The organism is Roseateles rivi (assembly GCF_043555845.1).
GTDB lineage: Bacteria > Pseudomonadota > Gammaproteobacteria > Burkholderiales > Burkholderiaceae_C > Roseateles > Roseateles rivi.
The window spans coordinates 478,133-496,522 of sequence record NZ_JBIGHZ010000002.1; the positions used below are offsets into that span (position 1 = coordinate 478,133).

The following is an 18,390-nucleotide window of genomic DNA, read 5'->3' on the forward strand; positions in this document are numbered from 1 at the left end:
CTTACTGCGGCAGCCGGTACTCAAAGCCCACCCAGGCCTGGCGGCCGTAGGGCATGTAGTAGCCCACCGGGTAGTAAGGCCAGCCCGCGTTGGGGTCGGTGCGCACCTTGTTGAGCAGGTTGGCCACGCTCAGATTCAGCGACGCGTGCTTGCTGATCTGCCAGCTGGCGTTGGCGCCGACGGTCCAGTAGGGGCCGAACCAGGCGTCACCCGTGGCGTCGGAGATGCGGCCGTCGCGTCGGCCGTTGAGGCCCAGGCTCCAGTCGCCCTTGCTCCAGCCCAGGTTCACCTGCAGGCGGTCTGGCCAGTCGCCGTGGTTGAGCGTACCCGCCACGTTTTCGGCCTGGTCTTCCGGGAACATCTGGAAGATGTAAGAACGCACCTTGGTGTACTTGCCGCTGGCCGAGAACTTGCCGAAGTCCGTCTGGGGTGAACGCAGGCCCAGCGACAGGTCATAGCCCCAGGTATTGCGCTGTGCGGCGTTGATGGGGCTGGTGCGGACGAGCTGCACCGTGCCGAGCTGGCCGTTGTCGTCGACCTGACGCACGATGCGTGCCAGTGCGTCCTGGCATTCGGCGCTGTTGATGTCGGCCTTGCCACGGCGGCAGTCTGACTCTTGCAGCAACAGGCGGTCCGGCGCGAGGCTGGTCACCAAGTCCTTGATGCCCACCTTCCAGAAGTCCAGGCTGGCGTCCACATAGCTGCTGGGCTGGAACACCACGCCCAAGCCGCTGGATTGGCCACGCTCGCTCTTGAGCCCGGCGCCACCACTGCGTTCAAAGTTGAAGCCCGGCGATTGGTTGGCCCACTGGCACTTGTCCAGCGCCAGGCCAGCTTGTGCGCAGCGCCAGTAGTCGGTCGAGCCCGAGAAATAGCCCTTGGTGGTGGGCGTGAAGATGTAGGCCATGTCCGGCGCACGGAAGCTGCTGGCGAGCTGGCCGCGCAGCAACAGCTGCGGCACCGGGCGTGCTTCCAGGCCCAGGCTGAAGGTGGTGTCGCCCTCGCTGCGGCCTGCGAAGTGGTAGAGGTCGCGTCGGGCGGCCAGGTGGCCCGTCACGGTTTTGAAGAAGGGCACACGCAGCTCGCCACCGATGGCGCCGCGCTGGCGCGTGCCGCGCACATAGGGCGCATCAGTGGTGCCGTAGAACACACCCTGGGCCAGACGCGGGTCGGCCTGAGTGGTAAAGCCCTGCGTGGCACCTTCCAGCACCACGGCCGCGGTCAGATCACCCGCGGGCAATCGAGCCAGGGAACCGTTGGCCGTGACAACCACCTGCTGCGACCAGCTCTTGTTGCGGCTGCTGCTCTCGCCGGTGATGCTGTCGAATTCCGCGGGTGTCAGGGCCTTGGTCAGGCGCGCCAAGTCTGGCTTGTAAATGGAAAAGCCCTTGGCATCCGCGCCTTGCTTTTTGCCCAGGAAAAACTCGTCGATATTGGTCAAAAAGCGCAGGGTCGAGGCCTGGCTGGTAAAGCCGCTGTGCGCTGCTGCCACCTCGTAAGTCCAGTCGCCCGCCAGAGGCCCTCGCGCGCCCAGCGTGACGCTGGTCTGGCGGTCCGTCCAAACGCGGTTGAAGCGGTCCACGCCGCCGTATTCCTCGGGCGTGATGCGCCGCACCCAGGTTTCAAGCTGCCCGGTGTTGGCGTTGACGAAACGGCTCTTGCCCGCTGACTCGGAGGTCCAGCTCGGGCCGCGTGTGTTGTTTTCGGTGCGCGTGAAGCCCAGCACCGTATCGGCAAACCATTCGTGGTCACCCCACAGCGAACCTTTGAGCGAGGCCAGGGCTTGCGCATTGCGCTGCTCGGTCTGCAAGGTCCAGTGCGTAGGGGCGGCACGGCCGGAGCCGCAGTAGCTGCCGTTCTTGCCGGTGAACAGTGCTGTCGAGCCCTCGTAGCCTTTGGCGAGGTCTGAGCAGTCCGGCGTGCCGATGTATTTGTTGGTGCGGTCGCGCCGGCCTGCCACCACGGAGGGGTCACCACCGCGCAAGGTGGTGTCGGCCAGGAAGGGGCGCTGGCGGCTCCAGATGGGTTCGCGCTGGCTCAGCTCCAAACCTGCCACGCCCGTCACGCCGCCCAGCGACACGGGGCTGGCCAGTTGCACGCGGGTGCTGGTGCCGCCGCCGCGCTGGGTGGTGCCCGCGCGCACCGAGGCCCGGACCTCTTTCAAAGAACTCTTCAACACCACGTTGACCACACCGGCCACAGCGTCCGAGCCGTACACGGCCGAGGCGCCGCCGCTGAGCACTTCGATGCGGTCAATCAAGCCCGAAGGCAGGCTGGCCAAGTCCACGAAGTTCACCGAACCGTTGTAGGGCGCGGGGTATTCGGCCAAGCGACGGCCGTTGAGCAGCACCAGCGTGTGGTTGGGGCCCAGGCCGCGCAGCGAGATGGTGTTGGCCGCCGGCGTGAAGGTGTTGCCAAAGTCTTCACCCTGGGTGAAGCCCACGTTCTCCGTCAGGGACTGCAGGGCTTCGGCCACATTGCGGTAGCCCAGGCGGTCGACGTCTTCGGCCTTGAGTACCGTCACGGGGCTGACGCCCTCCTTTTGCAGGCGTGCCAAGCGCGAGCCTGTGACCACCACCTTGGGCAGGGGTTTTTCTTCAGCCTGGGCGGCGGCCTGAGGGGCCGCTTCTTGGGCCTGTGCGCAGGGCTGGTAGCCACTCAGCAGTGCCAACAGGGCCAGTGTCAGCGGGGCGAATTTCTGGGCTTGCGGGGCAGCCATGCGTTTCCTCCTTGTTTTGAATGCAAACATCAAAACATGGCACTCTAGGGAGCGCTCTTATGCAGAGGAAGGAAGAAATTCGTGTGTACTTATGCGCACTTCAGGTCGGGCAGCGTGGCGGGGTGGCGTGCGGCTTCCACCACAGCGCGCGTCAGTGGCGGCACGAAGGTGCTGATGAAGGCGTAGACAAAATCGCGCAGGTAGGCGTCGCGTCGCACGGCCACGCGGGTGAGGTTGTCGGCAAAGAGGTGGCGCGCGTCCAGGGCGCGCAAATGCGCGTCGCGTTCTTCGTCGTAGGCAATGGCCGCCACAATGCCCACGCCCAGGCCCAGCTCCACATAGGTCTTGATCACATCGGCATCCATGGCCTCCAGGGCCACATCCACGTTCAGCCCGGCTTGGGCAAAGGCTTCGTCGATGTGGGCGCGCCCGGTGTAGCCGCGCTCGTAGGTCACCAGCGGGTAGCGCGCCAGGGCCTGTAGGCTCAGCGCGTGGCCGGCCTGTGCCTGCAGTGCCAGCGGGTGCGCTTTGGGCACGAGCACGCAGTGCGTCCAGCGGTAGGCTGGCAGGGTCAGCAGCTCGGGGTGTTGGGCCAGGGCTTCGGTGGCAATGCCCAAGTCGGCTTCGCCATCGAGCAATTGCTGTGCCACCTGATGCGGGCCGCCTTGCTTGAAGTGCAGCTGCACGCCGGGGTGCAGGGCGCGGAAGTCGCGCACTGCCGCGGGCAGGGCGTAGCGCGCCTGGCTGTGCGTGGTGGCAATGCGCAGCAGGCCATGGTCGGCGCGCGCGTAGTCGTCGCTGGCGCGGCGCAGGTTGTCCAGCTCCAGCAGCAGGCGCTCGATGATGGGCAGCACATGCTGGCCCGGTGCGGTCAGGCCCAGTACGCGCTTGCCGCTGCGCTGCAGCAGCTCGATGCCCAGCTCGTCCTCCAGCTCTTTGATCTGACGGCTGACGCCGGGCTGAGAGGTGTGCAGGGCCAGCGCGACTTCGGTGAGGTTGAAGCCCTGACGTTGGACTTCGCGAAAGGAGCGCAGTTGTTGAAAGTTCACGGCGATGAAGGTGGGGGTCAGATTTGGATGAACCCATTCTTCAGTGCTCCTGCCGTTATGTCGTCAAACCATTCGTGTTGAGCTTATGCCGCAGACAAGGCCTGGCACGCTCGGGAGCGGCCCCGGGCGATCTCAACCATCAGGTGCCAAGCGGCGCTGCGTCACCCCTGCACGCAGCCGTAGTGCGCACCGCCTCCACCCAACGCAGCGCCGCTGGCAACCGAAAAATGCCCTGGTGGGAATCCGTCGCCCCACGCATGGCATGCAGCTTAGGGCTGGCGCCTGAATGCGCGAACGAAGCTTTACGCAAGAGCGCATGCAGGCCGCGTATATGCGCAGATGCGCCGCGCCCAGCCCTCTACACTGGCGGCTATGGAACTCAATATCACCGTCTATTCCAAGTCCGCCTGCCCTTTGTGCGACACGGCCAAGAAGCTGCTGCAGTCTCGCGGTCTGCCCTACAAGGAAGTCATGATCGACGACGAGGCCGAGCGCCTGGCCTTCTATGCCAAGTGCGGTCCGTCGGTGCGGCAGATGCCGCAGATCTTCATCAACGAGCAGCGCGTGGGGGGCGTGGCCGGGCTGCAGGCCGCCTTGGCGCAGCTGGGCAATCTGGCACCACCACCCCAGGTCTGAGCGGTGCTGGCGCCCGATCAGCTCTTGGCTTTTCTGGGCGTGGCCTTGCTCATCACGGCCTCGCCCGGGCCAGACAACCTCATGGTGCTGGGCCTGGGCCTGGCGCAGGGGCGGCGTGCGGGCGTGGTCTTTGGCCTGGGCTGTGCGCTGGGCTGCCTGAGCCACACGCTGTTGGCCGTGCTGGGTGTGGGCGCGCTGGTGGCGGCCTCGCCGCTGGCCTTTGCGGGGCTGCGCGGCGCCGGTGGGCTGTATCTGGTTTATCTGGGCGTGCAGGCGCTGCGCCATGCGGCCGCAGTGCGCCTGGAGGAGGGGGCCGCGTCGGCGCAGCCGCTGGGGCGGCTGTTTGCCAAGGGGCTGCTGGCCAATGCGCTCAACCCCAAGGTGCTGGTGTTCTTCCTGGCCTTCTTGCCCCAGTTTGTGCGGCCCGCGCAGGGTGAGGTGGCGCTGCAACTGGGCCTGCTGGGCCTGATCTTCACGGCGCAGGCGGCCTTGCTGTTTGGCACCCTGGGCTGGTGCGCGGGCGGCTTGGGCGCACGGCTGGCGCGTTGGCCGCAGGCCGGCGTGTGGTTGGACCGCACCGCCGGCCTGATCTTCATCGCGCTGGGCGCGCGGCTGCTGCTGGGCTGAGGCCTGAAGGGCCTCAGGCGGCTTCGAAGAGGCTGATGCGCGCGGCCTGCAGGCGCACGTGCTGGCCGGTGGTGAGCTGAAGCGCCTCGGCCTGTTCGCGGCTGAGTTCGGCTTCGAGGTGCTCGCCCTGCGGGCCCAGCAGCTCCACGCGCGCGGCCGCACCAAAGGTCAGCACGCGCTCGACGGTGGCGGGCAGGCCGGCGGCGTTGGCATCGGGCACGATGAGCAGCTCGTGCGGCCGGGCATAGGCTTGCACGCGGCCGCTGAGGCTGCCCGCGCTGGCCACGGTGAGGGTTTGCTCGCCCACGTGCAGCAGCTTGCCTTCGGCATGGCCTTCAAAGCGGTTGACCGCGCCCAAAAAGCCGTACACAAAAGGCGTGGCCGGGTGCTCGTAGACCTCTTTGGGCGTGCCCACTTGCTCGACACGGCCGTGGTCCATGAGCACCACGCGGTCGGCCACTTCCAGGGCTTCTTCCTGGTCGTGGGTGACGAAGACGCTGGTGATGTGCAGCTCGTCGTGCAGGCGGCGCAGCCAGCGGCGCAGCTCTTTGCGCACCTTGGCGTCGAGCGCGCCAAAGGGCTCGTCCAGCAGCAGCACGCGCGGCTCCACGGCCAGGGCGCGGGCCAGGGCAATGCGCTGGCGCTGCCCGCCCGAGAGCTGCGGCGGGTAGCGGTCGGCCAGCCAGTCCAGCTGCACCAGCTGCAGCAGCTCGTGCACCTTTTTCTTGATCACGGCCTCGCTGGGGCGCTCTTTGCGGGGCTTCACGCGCAGGCCAAAGGCCACGTTGTCAAACACCGTCATGTGGCGAAACAGCGCGTAGTGCTGGAATACAAAGCCCACCTGGCGCTCGCGCACATGGGTGTCGCTGGCGTCTTCGCCTTCGAGCAGCACCTGGCCGCGGTCGGCGGTTTCCAGGCCGGCAATGATGCGCAGCAGCGTGGTCTTGCCGCAGCCCGAGGGGCCCAGCAGGGCGGTCAGCTCGCCGGTGGGGAAGTCCAGCGAGACGTCGCCCAGCGCCGTGAAGCTGCCAAAGGACTTGTGAATATTGCGAACCGTGATGCTCATGCGGCCTCCTGACGGGTGCGGGTGGCTTTCCACTCGATGAATTGCTTGAGTCCCAGGGTCACCAGCGCCAGCAGCGCCAGCAAGGAGGCCACGGCAAAGGCCGAGGCGAACTGGTACTCGTTGTAGAGAATTTCGACGTGCAGCGGCAGCGTGTTGGTCATGCCGCGGATATGGCCCGAGACCACCGACACCGCGCCGAACTCGCCAAAAGCGCGGGCGTTGCACAGGATCACGCCGTACAGCAGGCCCCACTTGATATTGGGCAGCGTGACGTGCCAGAACACCTTGAAGCCCGACGCCCCCAGCACCGTGGCGGCCTCTTCCTCGTCGCGGCCCTGGGCCTGCATGAGCGGGATGAGTTCGCGCGCCACAAAGGGCGTGGTGATGAACATGGTGGCCAGCACGATGCCGGGCACGGCGAAGATGATCTTCACGTCGTGCGTGTCCAGCCAGGGGCCAAACCAGCCCTGGGCGCCGAACACCAGCACAAAGATCAGGCCCGCCACCACGGGCGAGACTGAGATGGGCAGGTCGATGAGCGTGATCAAGAGCTGCTTGCCGCGGAAATCGTGCTTGGTGATGGCCCAGGCCGCCGCCACGCCAAAGACCACGTTCAGCGGCACGGCAATCACGGCCGCGGTGAGCGTGAGCTTGAGTGCGGAGAGCGCCTCGGGCTCGATCAGCGCGGCCAGGTAGGCCTCCCAGCCTTTTCTCAGCGCCTCGGTGAACACCGCCACCAGGGGCAGCACCAGAAAGAGCGCGAAAAAGCCCAGGCCCAGGGCCAGCAGGGTGAGGCGCACCCAGGTGGCTTCACGCGTGGCGGGGTTGCGCTGGAAGCGCTCGGCGTTTGCCGTGCTTGCGGAGATGGCCATTTACTTCTTCCCGTCCAGACCGTTGCGCCGTGCGCTCCAGGCTTGCAGCGCATTGATGCCCAGCAGCAGCGTGAAGGAGAACACCAGCATCACCGTGGCAATCGCGGTGGCGCCCACGTAGTCGTATTGCTCGAGCTTGGAGATGATCATCAGCGGCGTGATCTCGCTGACCATGGGCATGTTGCCGGCGATGAAGATCACCGAGCCGTACTCGCCCACGGCGCGCGCAAAGGCCAGGGCAAAACCCGTCAGCAGGGCCGGTGCCAGCATGGGCAGCAGCACCAGGCGGAAGGCCTGCCAGCGGTGCGCGCCCAGCGAAGCGGCGGCCTCCTCCAGCTCGGTGTCCAAGTCCTGCAGCACGGGCTGCACGGTGCGCACGATGAAGGGCAGGCCAATAAAGATCAGCGCCACCAGCACGCCCAGCGGCGTGAACGCCACCTTGATGCCCAGCGGCTCCAGCCACTGGCCCATCCAGCCATTGGGGGCGTAGAGCGCCGTCAGCGCAATGCCCGCCACGGCCGTGGGCAGGGCAAAGGGCAGGTCGATGAGCGCATCCACCAGCTTTTTGCCCGGGAAGTTGTAGCGCACCAGGCACCAGGCCAGGATGAAGCCAAACACCACATTGATGCCCGCCGCCAGCAGCGCCGCACCAAAGCTCAGCCGGTAAGAGGCCAGCACGCGCGGGGCCGTGGCGGCCTCCCAGAAGGACTCCCAGCCATGGCCGGCAGACTTCAAAAACACCGCCGCCAGCGGGATGAGCACCAGCACCGAGAGGTAGAACAGGGTGTAGCCCAGGGTGGGGCCCAGGCCGGGCAGCACGCGGCGGCGCTTGCGCGGTTTGGCGGGGGCGCTCGCCGGTGGCGTGGCACCGGTGGGGCTGAGGGTGGCGGTGTTCATCACGGCTTCCAAAAAAACATCAGGTCAGGCGGGGCTCAGCGTTTGATGCCGGCCATCACCTGGTCGTAGCTGCCGCCATCGGCAAAGTGGGTTTTGTAGACCTGGCTCCAGGGGCCCAGCTGCTGCTCCACGCTGAAGAGCTGGATGGGCGCGAAGCGCTTCTCATGGCGCTTGAACACCGCCGGGTCGCGCGGGCGGAAGTTGTTACGGGCAATGATGTCCTGCGCCTGCGGCGTGTAGAGGAAGTCGAGGTAGGCACGCGCCACCGCCGCCGTGCCGCGCTTGGCCAGCACCTTGTCGTTGAGCGCCACGGGCGCGTCAGCGTCGATGGAGATGGTCGGGGCCACCACCTCGAACTGGCCCTTGCCGAATTCGGTCTCGATCAGCTCGGCCTCGGATTCAAAGGTCAGCAGCACATCACCAATGCCGCGCTGCGTGAACGTGGTGGTGGCGCCGCGCCCGCCGCCGTCGAGCACCGGCACATTGGCCATGATCTTGCTCACCAGCTCGCGCGCTTGCGCGTCCGTGCCGCCCTTGGCGCGCACGCTGCCCCAGGCTGCCAGGTAGCTGTAGCGGCCATTGCCCGTCACCTTGGGGTTGGGCATGATCACTGCCAGACCGGGGCGCGCCAGATCGGCCCAGTCGCGGATGTTCTTGGGGTTGCCCTTGCGCACCAGGAACAAGATGGTGGAGCTGTAGGGCGCCGCCTCGTGCGGGAAGCGCTTGCGCCAGTCAGCCGCCGTCAGGCCCTTGCTGGCCAGCATGTCGATGTCCGTGGCCTGGTTCATGGTCACCACATCGGCCTCCAGCCCGCCAATGACCGCGCCCACTTGCTTGGACGAACCGCCATGCGACTGGTTGATCGTGATCGCCTGCCCCGTCTTGGCCTTCCAGGCCTCGGCAAACGCGGGGTTGATCTGCTTGTAGAGCTCGCGCGAGACGTCGTAGCTCACATTCAAGAGGCTGTGCGCCTCCTGCGCCAGCGCGCTGCCCGCAGCACCCCACAGGGCCAGCGCAGGCAAGGCAGCCAGCATCAAAACACGGCGGTAAGGGCGCACAGTCATGGCAGCACTCGCTTCCAGTCAACACACAAGGGACGCGAAGTGTGCGGGCAGCTCCATATTCTTAAAACAACAGAATTTGTATTTGCATATCCGATCAGAGAATATGCAGACCCTGACACTGCGGGCGCCCTGAACTCCGCGCCGACCGCCCATGCCGACGCTCACCGCTCAATGCCACTGCGGCGCCGCCCAGCTGACCCTCAGTACGGCGCTGCGCCCGCCCATCAACTGCCACTGCCGTCTCTGCCGGGCCCTCAGCGGCGCGGCCTTCAGCACTTGGCTGACCGTGCCGTTGGAGCACTGCACCCTGCCCAATCCCGCCGCGGTGCGCCGCTACGCGGCCTCAGCCCACACCACGCGCTGGTTTTGCACCCAGTGCGGCGGCCATGTCTACAGCCAAGACCAGCGCCTGCCCGACGCCCTGGGCATCCCCGCCGGAGCCCTGCCTGACGCCGCCGTACCGCCCCCCAGCGCCGACTACTTCACCCAGCACCGCGCCCCCTGGCACCACCACCAACCCGCCCCCGGCGTGGCGCAGTTCGGCGGGGAGACGGGGTGGGAGGCGGTGGGGTGACGCCCCCAAAAAGGCGCCCAATGTCACTTCAGAAGTGTGCGCAGATATAAGTCTTGATTGGTTTCCTTGTGCAACCAGCGCGAGAATTTGCCGTCAACTTCGCAAAAAATTTTTCCACTCTCGTAGCTGCAGACGATTTTTTCAATCAGTTCCGAGAAGCTGCTGGCCCATACATTTCCATCCATCTCTCCAAAAATAGGAGCCTTCAAAATTTGACCATAAACTCCTGTTGGAGGAGGGGATACATCAATCTCCAGTCTGCTATCTGAATCGTCCGCTGCAAATGGCAGGCGACCTGGATGAAATGCAACTTCATGAATTGGGCTGTTGTATTCCAATCCTTCTTCAACGAAATCATAAAAGCCGAAATTCTCATCGTCTTTCAGTAGCATTTCCAAATATCTTTGTGAAGAGTACTCGGAAGCCATTGTTTGCATATTTGGTGTGCCATAAACTGGTAGCCAGTAATGATTAATCAACACCTTATAGGGCGCATCTCTGCACTGACCATTGAAGTGGCGATAGGCCTCTTTGACGTCTGGCGGCAACTGCTGTTGCATCATTTCTTCTGCAAGCGCTATTTCTTGCTCGGTGGCTGGCGCATTGAGCCCGCCAAGCGGGTGGTGCGGAAGGATTGATTTGCAAACCTCACCAAAACGTTCAAATGGATTCAATCTCATGGTGATTTGTTGATTTGTGGTTATTGTCCGCCATGGGTGTTGTGCCCATGAATATCTGAGTATTGTTTGGGTGTCTTATGGGCTAATTACTTTAGTCTCAATTTATTGACCTTTGACGGAAAAAAAGATTACCCCGTTTTGGGGTGTTGAGCTGGGCTTCAGCGTCACTTCGGGGTGAATTTGCTGTGAGCACGCTGTTCCCCGAACACAGCCCGTGTTCGCTGGGTGTCGCGTCGCGGGGTGTCGCCTCACAATGGGCGAAACATCGGAGTGTGTGTATGCATCAAGACGTGCTGAATTTTTGGTTTGAGACGCTCGAGCCCGCGCAGTGGTGGCGGGTGGACGCCGCGCTGGATCAAACCATTGCGCAGCGCTTTGGCGCTTTGCACCGCGCCGCGTGCGCGGGCGAGCTGTACGCCTGGCGGGACACGCCCAAGGGCCGTTTGGCCGAGGTCATCGTGCTGGACCAGTTCTCCCGCAACATCCACCGCGGTCAGCCCGGCGCCTTTGCGGCCGACCCCATGGCCCTGGCTTTGGCGCAAGAAGCTGTGCGCCAGGGTGCGGACCAGGCCCTGCCCATCGCGCAGCGGGCGTTTCTCTACATGCCCTATATGCACAGCGAATCCGCCGCCATCCATGCCCTGGCCGTCGAGCTGTTCGCGCAGCACGCCCCCGAGGGCAACCACCAGGCCGAGCTGGCGCACAAAGCCATCATCGACCGCTTTGGCCGCTACCCCCACCGCAACGCCATCCTGGGCCGCAGCTCCACGCCCGAGGAGCTGGAGTTTTTGAAGCAGCCGGGGTCGAGCTTCTGAAGGTGGCACAGTCGCAGCCACACACTCAAGCCAGCGCAGATGGCCGAGCGGGCCCCGCCTGCGCGAATGCCCGGACTGGAAGCGCGCGCTGTTGACGGGCTGTCTCAACTGAAGAAAGCAAACACCCATGGCCAGTGATCAGAGCTTTGTGGACTATGTGGCCGAGCAGGTGGGCTTGGGCGAGCGGCTCACGCACAAGCGCATGTTTGGCGAGTACGCGCTGTACCTGGACGGCAAGGTGGTGGGCTTTGTGTGCGACAACAGCCTCTTCGTCAAACCCACGCCAGCGGCCACCGCGCTGGCGCCGCAGCTGCCGCTGCGCCCGCCTTACCCAGGCGCCAAGGACTACCCGGTGGCGGACGAGCTGCTGGACGAGCCGCCGGTGCTGCAGCGTTTGCTCCACCAGACCGCCGAGGCGCTGCCGCCGCCCAAGCCCAAAAAGCCCAAAGCACCCCCCAAGCCTCGGGCCTCGCGGACCTAGTTGAAGAACTTGCCCACGCTCAACAGCGTGCGGTGAATGTCCCAGACCTGGGGATGCGCTGGCCCAGCGAAAGCGCCGCTGCCGCGCTTTTCAGAAGGGGCTGAGCGAAGCGTTTTCTAGGCCCCCCACGCTTCGGGGGCGGGTGTGAGCGGTCCGGCGTGTTCTGCCGGTGGGCGATGCCAAGATGGTTGCGTCGCCAGGGCATGCGCCGTGGCGTAGCGACCACCGAGTGCAAGGCCGTATCCATCGGTGGTTGAGCCGGTTGACCCCTTCACCGCGCAGCTCTGCGCACACCTTGAGGAATGAGCCATGCCGCTTCGGATACCCCATCGTTTGCCTGAATTTTTGAAAACAAAGCATGACTTTTCGCAATTTCGGGTGATCGGCGCCCTTTGGGCTGCCGCCTTGGCGCTGCCAGCGCACGCTGTGGTGGCGGGCGGCATGGTGAGCAACACATTCACCGCCGACGCGGTCAATGGCGGCTACACGGAGTTGAATGCTGACATTCGCGTCACGCTGGAGCCCGGCAGCAATGGGCGCACGTTCTGGGCCAACCAGTTCACGGTGGGCAACAACACGGGCTATATCGGTATGCAGCAAACCAGTGGCGACACGAAGCTGGTGATCTTCTCCATCTGGAACGCTGTCAGCGGCACGCCGGGCACGGGAGCCAGCTGCGAGAGCTTCAGCCACGAGGGCTCGGGCACGTCTTGCAAGTTGAGTTACCCCTGGGTGGAAGGCAAGAAGTACCGGTTTCGGCTCTACAGGACTTCCAAAACGTCCAGTGCTGAGGTCTGGCGCGGCTCGGTGATGGATGTGGCCACGGGCCAGACCCAGGTGATTGGCGACATCCGTCAGGGCGTGCAGGCCAGCGGTTTGGGCGCCACGCTGGAGCAGTTCGTCGAGAACTTTGCCCAGGGCAGCGAGCAGTACAGCAGCTGCAGCCAAGTGGCGCCCGCGGTGGCGGTGTTCTCGCGTGTGATGCTGGGCAGCAGCGCGGCCAAGAGTGCCTCCACCTACACCTACGGCAACTGCGCCAACGTCGCCAAGAGCTATTGCACGGCCGACAGGCAGTGCGTGGCTACTGTCAACACTGCGCGGCTGCCCACGGGCAATTTCAGGCTGAAGAATCCCGTCAACGCGCTGTGCGCAGACACTCTGGGCAGCGGCACGGCCCTGGGTCTGTATTACTGCCAGGCCAACAATGCCAACCAGACCTTGACCCACAGCGCCAGCGGTCAGCTGCGGCTGACCCAGCGCAGCCTGTGCCTGCAGGCCTCCGCCGACGGTGCGCAGGTGCAGGCCGCGACCTGCAGCAACCGCAACCTCCAGGCCTGGGTGCCCATGGGCAAGACCCAAGCCTTGTTCAATGTGGGCACGGAGAGCTGCCTGGACGCTGCGGACGGCGCCACCGCCAGCGCCAAGGTGCAGGTGACGGGCTGCAATGGGCTGGACTACCAGAAGTGGCAGGCCAACCAGCCTTGAACCGCCTCAGCCGAAGAACTTACCCACGCTCAACAGCGTGCGGTAAATGCCCCAGGCCAGGGGAATGCCCACGGCCAGCCAGGCGAGCATGACCACCACGGTGAGGCTGGGCCGGTAGGTGCTGGTGCCGCCGCCCACGACGCTGGCTTCGGCCCGGTCGTGGGCCAGGCGTTTTTCTTCGGCCAGCTCGGCCTCGCTCATGAAGTGCTTGGCCTGCACCGGGCGCACCAGCAGGTTGCACACCAGGCCAATCACCAGCATGCCCGTCAGGATGTACATGGTCTGGTTGTAGACCTGCTCCCGCGGCAGGCCCAGGCCCAGCTGGTAGTCGCGCATGTAGTTCACCACCACGGGCCCGAGCACGCCGGCCGTGGCCCAGGCGGTGAGCAAGCGGCCGTGGATGGCGCCCACCATCTGTGTGCCAAAAAGGTCGGCCAGGTAGGCGGGCACGGTGGCAAAGCCGCCGCCGTACATGCTCAAGATCACGCAGAAGGCCGCCACAAACAGCAGCTTGTTGCCCGTGGCCGCGCTGCCGGGAATGCTGGCGTACAGCCCCGCGCCGAGCACGAAAAACACCACGTAGGTGAGGCGCCGCCCGAGCTTGTCGGAGAGGCTGGCCCAGAAAAACCGCCCGCCGATGTTGAAGAGGCTCAGCAGCGCGGTAAAGCCCGCGGCCACCCCGGCTATGGCGGTGAGCTGGGTTTTGTCGAGCTCACCGAACTTGGCGGCCACGCCAATGAGGCTGCCACCGAACACCTCTTGCAGCATGGGGCTGGCCATGCCGATGACGCCGATGCCGGCCGAGACGTTCATGCACAGCACCATCCACACCAGCCAGAACTGCGGAATGCCCCAGACCTTGCGCACATGCACATGGCCCTGGGTGATCATGACGTTGTCGGCCTGCTTGGCCGGGGGTGTCCAGCCCTCGGGCTTCCAGCCTGAGGGGGGCACGCGGTAGCCCAGGGCACCGCCCATCATGAACACGAAATACACCAGGGCCATGACGACAAAGGTTTGCTTCACGCCCACGTCGTTGGCCGTGGCAAAGAACTTCATGAGCTCGGCCGCCAGGGGCGAGCCAATCATGGCGCCGCCGCCAAAGCCCATGATGGCCATGCCCGTGGCCATGCCGCGCCGGTCGGGGAACCACTTGATCAAGGTGCTGACCGGCGAGATATAGCCCAGGCCCAGGCCTATGCCCCCAATCACCCCCGAGCCCAGCAGCATCAGCCAGAACTGGTGCAGGTGCACGCCCAGAGCGGCAATCAGCATGCCGCCGCACCAGCACAGCGCGCTCACCACCCCGGCCTTGCGCGGTCCGGCGCGCTCCAGCCATGCGCCCCAGATGGCCGCCGAGCTGCCCAGCAGCACGAAGAAGGCGGTGTACATCCAGCCCAGCGTGGAGATTTTCCAGTCGCACTGCGTGACAAACAGCTCCTGGAAAAAGCCCACATCGGCGGCGCACTTGATCGGGTCTTTGATGCCCAAGGCCTTGGACAGCGGCAGCCAAAACACCGAAAAGCCGTAGGCCATGCCGATGCACAGATGGATGGCCAAAGCCGCGGGCGGCACCAGCCAGCGGTTGAAGCCTGGCGCGGCGATGATGCGCTCTTTGGACAAAAAGCCCGCTTCCTGGGCAGGCATGGGGGATTCCCCTTGGGTGAGTACCGAAGACATCGTTTCTCCTTGGTGGTGGCGTGTTGGCTGGCAAGGACAATCTGCACCCGGTACTGCATGGGGCCCCGCATCCTGATGGGGAAGCGCTTCATGTGCAATATGAAGTTGGCACCCCGGTGCATCGGCACTGCGTCTCCTAAGCATCAACACCCATGAAGCAGGTCTCCATCCGTCCGGTATGGACCATCCAAGGCCCCAGCGGGCCGCCGCTGCCTGCGCGCTTGATTGAGCTGCTGGTGCAAGTCTCGGAGAGCGGCAGCCTGCTGCTGGCGTCGCGCGCGCTGGCCCTGTCTTACCGCCACGCCTGGGACCTGGTGCGCCAGGGCGAGGCCGTGGTGCAGGCACCGTTGCTGCAGATGGAGCGCGGGCGTGGCTCCACGCTCACCGCGCTGGGCGCGCGCATCGTCTGGGCGGACAAGCGCATCCGGGCGCGGCTCACGCCCGCGCTGGAGTCGCTGTCCTGGGAGTTGGCACAGGAGCTCGAAGGCGTGCTCAACCCCCAGCCCGCCGCGCTGCGCCTGCACGCCAGCCACGGCTTTGCCATCGAGTGCCTGATCGAGCGCATGGCCGCCGAGTGCCCGGCGCTGAGCTTCCAGTGGGCCAGCAGCACCGCCGTGGCCGCTGCGCTGCGTCAGGGCGACTGCGACATCGCTGGCATGCACCTGCCCCACGGCGCCATGCAAGAGGGCCTGCTGCGCGCCTACGCCCCCTGGCTGCAAGGCCTGCCGCTGACGCTGGTGGACATTGCCACGCGGCGCCAGGGCTTGATGGTGCGGGCGGGCAACCCCAAGGAGATCTACACCCTGGGCGACCTGGCCCGGCCTGAGGTGCGTTTCGTCAACCGCCAGTCAGGCTCAGGCACGCGCCTGCTGCTCGAAGGCCTGCTGCGCGAGCAAGACATCAAGCCCACGCAAATCGCTGGCTACGAGCACAGCGAAAGCACTCACGCCGCCGTGGCCGCCTGCGTGGCCAGCGGCCTGGCCGATGTGGGCTTTGGTCTGGAGCCCCCGGCGCGGCAGTTCAAGCTGGAGTTCGTGCCCATCGCCACCGAGCGCTACTTCCTGCTGTGCCGCAACACCGAGCTGCAAGGCGCGCAGATGCAAGCCATCATCAGCGCCCTGCGCGACCCGGCCTTTCGCCACAAGCTCTCCAAACTGCCGGGCTACGACACCAGCGCCGCAGGCACCATCACCCCGCTGGAGCAGGCGTATCCGCTGTTGGGCTAGGGCGGGGCGTCACAGCCGGCACAAACACCCCGGTTTTGAGGGTGAGGGGCTCGGGGCTTGTTGGGGATCGACTATTATCACGACTCATTCTCATTTGAAGCGGCGTGCACCGGTTTGCATGCGCTTGCAGTAGCCAGGCCTATTCCCGTGACCCAGCACGCACACCCAGCGCCGCGTGGCGCGTTCATGGCGCTCTCTGACTTGGGTCTTGGCACCCCGGCCACCGTGGTGCAGCTCGTTGCCCATGCCAGTGAGCCCAGCGTGGTGGCGCGGCTGGAGGAACTGGGCTTTTTGCCCGGTGAATCGGTGGAGGTGGTGCAGCGCGGCCCGGGTGGGCGTGAGCCCCTGGCGGTGCGCGTGGGCGACACCATGTTTGCGCTGCGCCTGCTGGAGGCGCGCTGCGTGCAAGTGGGCATGGGTACGGAAGTCTGCGCGCGATGAAACCCCTTGCCACGGGCGCTGTGGCGCCCATCGCCCTGGTGGGCAACCCCAACTGCGGCAAGTCCGCGCTGTTCAATCTGCTCACGGGTTCGCGCCAGAAAGTGGCCAATTACGCGGGTGTCACCGTGGAGCGCAAACAGGGCTGGGCGCGGCTGGGCAATGGCCAGCGCGTGCAAGTGCTGGACCTGCCCGGCACCTACAGCCTGCAGCCGCGCACGGCCGATGAGCAAGTCACCGTGGAGGTGATCGAGGGCCGGCGCAGCGGCGAGGCCGTGCCGGGGCTGATCGTGGCGGTGGTGGATGCCACCAATCTGCGCATGGGCCTGCGCCTGGTGCTGGAGCTCCAGCAGCGCGGCCACCCCCTGGTGGTGGCCTTGAACATGATGGACGAGGCGCGGGCGCGCGGCCTGCACATCGATGTGCAAAAACTCGCGGCGCGCCTGGGTTGCGCCGTGGTGCCCACCGTGGCGGTGGAGCGCCACGGGCATGCCGACTTGCTGGCCCGCTTGGAGCAGCAGCTGGCGCAGCCCCTGCCCGAGCCGCTGCCGCGCGGTGCGGTGGTGCTGGCTTCGCCCAGCGTGCTGCTGGCGCAGGTGCGCAGCATCCTGGCTGAGGTGGCGCCCGCCACATTGGCGCTCAAGCGTTTTCAGCCGGGCCTGGACCGCTGGGTCATGCACCCGGTGTGGGGCTTGGCCATTCTGGCGGCGGTGTTGTTCGTGGTCTTCCAGGCGGTGTTTGCCTGGTCGGAGTGGCCCAAGGAACTGATCGAGGGCGCCGTGGGCGCGCTGGGGCAGGGCCTGGCCGCGCACATGGCCGAGGGGCCGCTGCGCAGCCTCTTGGTGGACGGCGTGGTGGCGGGCTGCGGTGCGGTGCTGGTGTTTCTGCCGCAAATCCTCATCCTCTTCTTCTTCATCCTGGTGCTGGAGGAGTCGGGCTACCTGCCGCGCGCGGCGTTTTTGCTGGACAACCTGATGGGCCGCGTGGGCCTGTCGGGCCGCGCCTTCATTCCCTTGCTGTCGAGCTTTGCCTGCGCCATTCCGGGCATCATGGCCGCGCGCACCATCAGCAACTGGCGCGACCGCTTGGCCACCATCATGGTGGCGCCGCTGATGACCTGCTCGGCACGCCTGCCGGTGTATGCGCTGCTCATCGGCGCCTTCATTCCCGAGCGCCAGATCGGGCCGCTGAGCCTGCGCGGGCTGACGCTGTTTGGCCTCTACGCCGCGGGCGTGTTGAGCGCCATGGCTGTGGCCTGGGTGCTCAAACGCGTCTGGCACAAGAGCGGCTACCAGCCCCTGATGCTGGAGCTGCCGCCCTACCGCATGCCCCAGCCGCGCAACATCCTCATTGGGCTCAAGGAGCGCGCGGTGATCTTTCTGCGCCGCGTGGGCACCATCATCTTCACGCTCACCGTGGTGCTGTGGTTTCTCTCCAGCTGGCCCGTGCCCCCTGAGGGCGCCACGGCCGAGCAGGCCATACGCCTGAGCCTGGCCGGCCGCCTGGGCGAGGCCTTGCAGCCCCTGGTGGCGCCCATTGGCTTCAACTGGCAGATTGCCATTTCGCTGATTCCCGGCATGGCCGCGCGCGAGGTGGCGGTGAGCGCCTTGGGCACCGTCTACGCCCTGTCCGCCGCCAAAGACAGCGCGGCCGATCAGCTCATGCCTGTGCTGGCGCAGAGCTGGTCTGCGGCCACGGCCTATGCGCTGCTGGCCTGGTTTGTGTTTGCGCCGCAGTGCCTCAGCACCCTGGCCGTGGTGCGCCGCGAAACCAACGCCTGGCGCTACGTGTTCATCATGCTGGCCTACCTCTTTGCGCTGGCCTATGCCGCGGCGTTCGTCACCTACCGCGTGGCGCTGTGGCTGGGAGGCTGAATATGCAGACCGTGATCGCTTACGGCTTGGTGCTGGTGTGCGCGCTCGCGGCCCTCTGGCAGCTCATGCCCCAGGCCGCGCGGCGCTGGCTGCGCGGGCGCCTCGGTGCGCCAGCCGCTGCCACGCCCAGCCGCAGCGGCTGTGCGGGCTGCCAGGGCTGCGCCAGCGCCCCCAAGCCCGGCTGCGGGCCGCGCTGAGGCGCGCCAC

The 18,390-nt window shown here is 65.9% G+C and carries 18 protein-coding genes; 10 read left to right on the forward strand and 8 right to left on the reverse strand.

The genetic code is table 11. The features are described from left to right. Nucleotide 1: 1 nt before the first annotated feature. Together ACG0Z6_RS06200 and ACG0Z6_RS06205 are read right to left on the reverse strand one after the other, a co-directional pair. Entirely contained in the window at nt 2–2,719 is a 2,718-nt protein-coding gene (locus ACG0Z6_RS06200) for a TonB-dependent receptor domain-containing protein (RefSeq protein WP_394459555.1), read from the reverse strand. 89 nt (nt 2,720–2,808) lie between these two features. Continuing rightward, nucleotides 2,809–3,768, reverse strand: coding sequence for a CysB family HTH-type transcriptional regulator (locus ACG0Z6_RS06205; protein WP_394459557.1), 960 nt, complete (start codon nt 3,766–3,768; stop codon nt 2,809–2,811). A 372-nt stretch (nt 3,769–4,140) separates the two neighbouring features. Between ACG0Z6_RS06205 and ACG0Z6_RS06210 the strand changes: the two genes are divergently transcribed. Beyond that, nucleotides 4,141–4,404 carry a glutaredoxin family protein gene (locus tag ACG0Z6_RS06210; RefSeq protein WP_394459559.1) on the forward strand — a complete coding sequence of 88 codons (264 nt, stop codon included), beginning with the start codon at nt 4,141–4,143 and terminating at the stop codon, nt 4,402–4,404. A gap of 3 nt (nt 4,405–4,407) precedes the next feature. Then, nucleotides 4,408–5,031, forward strand: coding sequence for a LysE family translocator (locus tag ACG0Z6_RS06215; protein ID WP_394459561.1), 624 nt, complete (start codon nt 4,408–4,410; stop codon nt 5,029–5,031). Between the two features lie 13 nt (nt 5,032–5,044). Here the strand turns inward: ACG0Z6_RS06215 and ACG0Z6_RS06220 are convergent, their stop codons facing one another. The 4 genes from ACG0Z6_RS06220 to ACG0Z6_RS06235 are packed head-to-tail and all read right to left on the reverse strand — an operon-like array spanning nt 5,045 to nt 8,930. Further along, nucleotides 5,045–6,097 carry a sulfate/molybdate ABC transporter ATP-binding protein gene (locus ACG0Z6_RS06220; RefSeq protein ID WP_394459563.1) on the reverse strand — a complete coding sequence of 351 codons (1,053 nt, stop codon included), beginning with the start codon at nt 6,095–6,097 and terminating at the stop codon, nt 5,045–5,047. Continuing rightward, nucleotides 6,094–6,969 carry a sulfate ABC transporter permease subunit CysW gene (gene cysW, locus ACG0Z6_RS06225; protein WP_394459565.1) on the reverse strand — a complete coding sequence of 292 codons (876 nt, stop codon included), beginning with the start codon at nt 6,967–6,969 and terminating at the stop codon, nt 6,094–6,096. Before cysW ends, ACG0Z6_RS06220 begins: the two co-directional genes overlap by 4 nt. Further along, nucleotides 6,970–7,866, reverse strand: a complete 897-nt coding sequence (gene cysT / locus ACG0Z6_RS06230; RefSeq protein WP_394459567.1) for a sulfate ABC transporter permease subunit CysT — start codon at nt 7,864–7,866, stop codon at nt 6,970–6,972. Nucleotides 7,867–7,901: 35 nt separating this feature from the next. Beyond that, on the reverse strand, nt 7,902–8,930 hold the full coding sequence (locus tag ACG0Z6_RS06235) for a sulfate ABC transporter substrate-binding protein (protein ID WP_394459569.1): 1,029 nt from the start codon (nt 8,928–8,930) through the stop codon (nt 7,902–7,904). A 151-nt stretch (nt 8,931–9,081) separates the two neighbouring features. Between ACG0Z6_RS06235 and ACG0Z6_RS06240 the strand changes: the two genes are divergently transcribed. After that, a complete protein-coding gene (locus ACG0Z6_RS06240) occupies nt 9,082–9,504 on the forward strand; it encodes a GFA family protein (RefSeq protein ID WP_394459571.1) in 423 nt (140 codons plus the stop codon). A gap of 23 nt (nt 9,505–9,527) precedes the next feature. Here ACG0Z6_RS06240 and ACG0Z6_RS06245 read toward each other — a convergent pair whose 3' ends face one another. Further along, nucleotides 9,528–10,184, reverse strand: a complete 657-nt coding sequence (locus tag ACG0Z6_RS06245) for an SMI1/KNR4 family protein (RefSeq protein WP_394459573.1) — start codon at nt 10,182–10,184, stop codon at nt 9,528–9,530. 278 nt (nt 10,185–10,462) lie between these two features. Here ACG0Z6_RS06245 and ACG0Z6_RS06250 point away from each other — a divergent pair, with 278 nt between their 5' ends. The 3 genes from ACG0Z6_RS06250 to ACG0Z6_RS06260 all read left to right on the forward strand — a co-directional run bounded on the left by ACG0Z6_RS06250 (nt 10,463) and on the right by ACG0Z6_RS06260 (nt 12,965). Then, nucleotides 10,463–10,999, forward strand: coding sequence for a DUF924 family protein (locus ACG0Z6_RS06250; RefSeq protein WP_394459575.1), 537 nt, complete (start codon nt 10,463–10,465; stop codon nt 10,997–10,999). A 127-nt stretch (nt 11,000–11,126) separates the two neighbouring features. Beyond that, a complete protein-coding gene (locus ACG0Z6_RS06255) occupies nt 11,127–11,480 on the forward strand; it encodes a TfoX/Sxy family protein (protein WP_394459577.1) in 354 nt (117 codons plus the stop codon). Nucleotides 11,481–11,858: 378 nt separating this feature from the next. Further along, entirely contained in the window at nt 11,859–12,965 is a 1,107-nt protein-coding gene (locus ACG0Z6_RS06260) for an RICIN domain-containing protein (protein ID WP_394459579.1), read from the forward strand. 6 nt (nt 12,966–12,971) lie between these two features. Here ACG0Z6_RS06260 and ACG0Z6_RS06265 read toward each other — a convergent pair whose 3' ends face one another. Next, nucleotides 12,972–14,645, reverse strand: coding sequence for an OFA family MFS transporter (locus tag ACG0Z6_RS06265; protein ID WP_394459581.1), 1,674 nt, complete (start codon nt 14,643–14,645; stop codon nt 12,972–12,974). A 152-nt stretch (nt 14,646–14,797) separates the two neighbouring features. Between ACG0Z6_RS06265 and ACG0Z6_RS06270 the strand changes: the two genes are divergently transcribed. The 4 genes from ACG0Z6_RS06270 (at nt 14,798) to ACG0Z6_RS06285 (ending at nt 18,380) form a co-directional block, all read left to right on the forward strand. After that, entirely contained in the window at nt 14,798–15,871 is a 1,074-nt protein-coding gene (locus ACG0Z6_RS06270; RefSeq protein ID WP_394459584.1) for a substrate-binding domain-containing protein, read from the forward strand. A gap of 147 nt (nt 15,872–16,018) precedes the next feature. Then, nucleotides 16,019–16,312, forward strand: a complete 294-nt coding sequence (locus tag ACG0Z6_RS06275) for a FeoA family protein (protein WP_394459586.1) — start codon at nt 16,019–16,021, stop codon at nt 16,310–16,312. Next, nucleotides 16,309–18,183: a ferrous iron transporter B gene (gene feoB / locus ACG0Z6_RS06280; protein ID WP_394459589.1), complete on the forward strand. Its 1,875-nt coding sequence runs from the start codon at nt 16,309–16,311 to the stop codon at nt 18,181–18,183. The genes ACG0Z6_RS06275 and feoB overlap by 4 nt, the downstream gene beginning before the upstream one ends. 2 nt (nt 18,184–18,185) lie before the next feature. Next, entirely contained in the window at nt 18,186–18,380 is a 195-nt protein-coding gene (locus ACG0Z6_RS06285; RefSeq protein WP_394459591.1) for a hypothetical protein, read from the forward strand. The last annotated feature ends 10 nt before the right edge of the window (nt 18,381–18,390 follow it).

Excerpts from the sequence above, each read along its gene's own strand:
- ACG0Z6_RS06200 (WP_394459555.1), bottom strand. The coding sequence starts at position 2,719 with ATGGCTGCCCCGCAAGCCCAGAAATTCGCCCCGCTGACACTGGCCCTG.
- ACG0Z6_RS06210 (WP_394459559.1), top strand. The coding sequence starts at position 4,141 with ATGGAACTCAATATCACCGTCTATTCCAAGTCCGCCTGCCCTTTGTGC.
- ACG0Z6_RS06220 (WP_394459563.1), bottom strand. The coding sequence starts at position 6,097 with ATGAGCATCACGGTTCGCAATATTCACAAGTCCTTTGGCAGCTTCACG.
- cysW (WP_394459565.1), bottom strand. The coding sequence starts at position 6,969 with ATGGCCATCTCCGCAAGCACGGCAAACGCCGAGCGCTTCCAGCGCAAC.
- cysT (WP_394459567.1), bottom strand. The coding sequence starts at position 7,866 with ATGAACACCGCCACCCTCAGCCCCACCGGTGCCACGCCACCGGCGAGC.
- ACG0Z6_RS06235 (WP_394459569.1), bottom strand. The coding sequence starts at position 8,930 with ATGACTGTGCGCCCTTACCGCCGTGTTTTGATGCTGGCTGCCTTGCCT.
- ACG0Z6_RS06240 (WP_394459571.1), top strand. The coding sequence starts at position 9,082 with ATGCCGACGCTCACCGCTCAATGCCACTGCGGCGCCGCCCAGCTGACC.
- ACG0Z6_RS06245 (WP_394459573.1), bottom strand. The coding sequence starts at position 10,184 with ATGAGATTGAATCCATTTGAACGTTTTGGTGAGGTTTGCAAATCAATC.
- ACG0Z6_RS06250 (WP_394459575.1), top strand. The coding sequence starts at position 10,463 with ATGCATCAAGACGTGCTGAATTTTTGGTTTGAGACGCTCGAGCCCGCG.
- ACG0Z6_RS06255 (WP_394459577.1), top strand. The coding sequence starts at position 11,127 with ATGGCCAGTGATCAGAGCTTTGTGGACTATGTGGCCGAGCAGGTGGGC.
- ACG0Z6_RS06265 (WP_394459581.1), bottom strand. The coding sequence starts at position 14,645 with ATGTCTTCGGTACTCACCCAAGGGGAATCCCCCATGCCTGCCCAGGAA.
- ACG0Z6_RS06270 (WP_394459584.1), top strand. The coding sequence starts at position 14,798 with ATGAAGCAGGTCTCCATCCGTCCGGTATGGACCATCCAAGGCCCCAGC.
- feoB (WP_394459589.1), top strand. The coding sequence starts at position 16,309 with ATGAAACCCCTTGCCACGGGCGCTGTGGCGCCCATCGCCCTGGTGGGC.
- ACG0Z6_RS06285 (WP_394459591.1), top strand. The coding sequence starts at position 18,186 with ATGCAGACCGTGATCGCTTACGGCTTGGTGCTGGTGTGCGCGCTCGCG.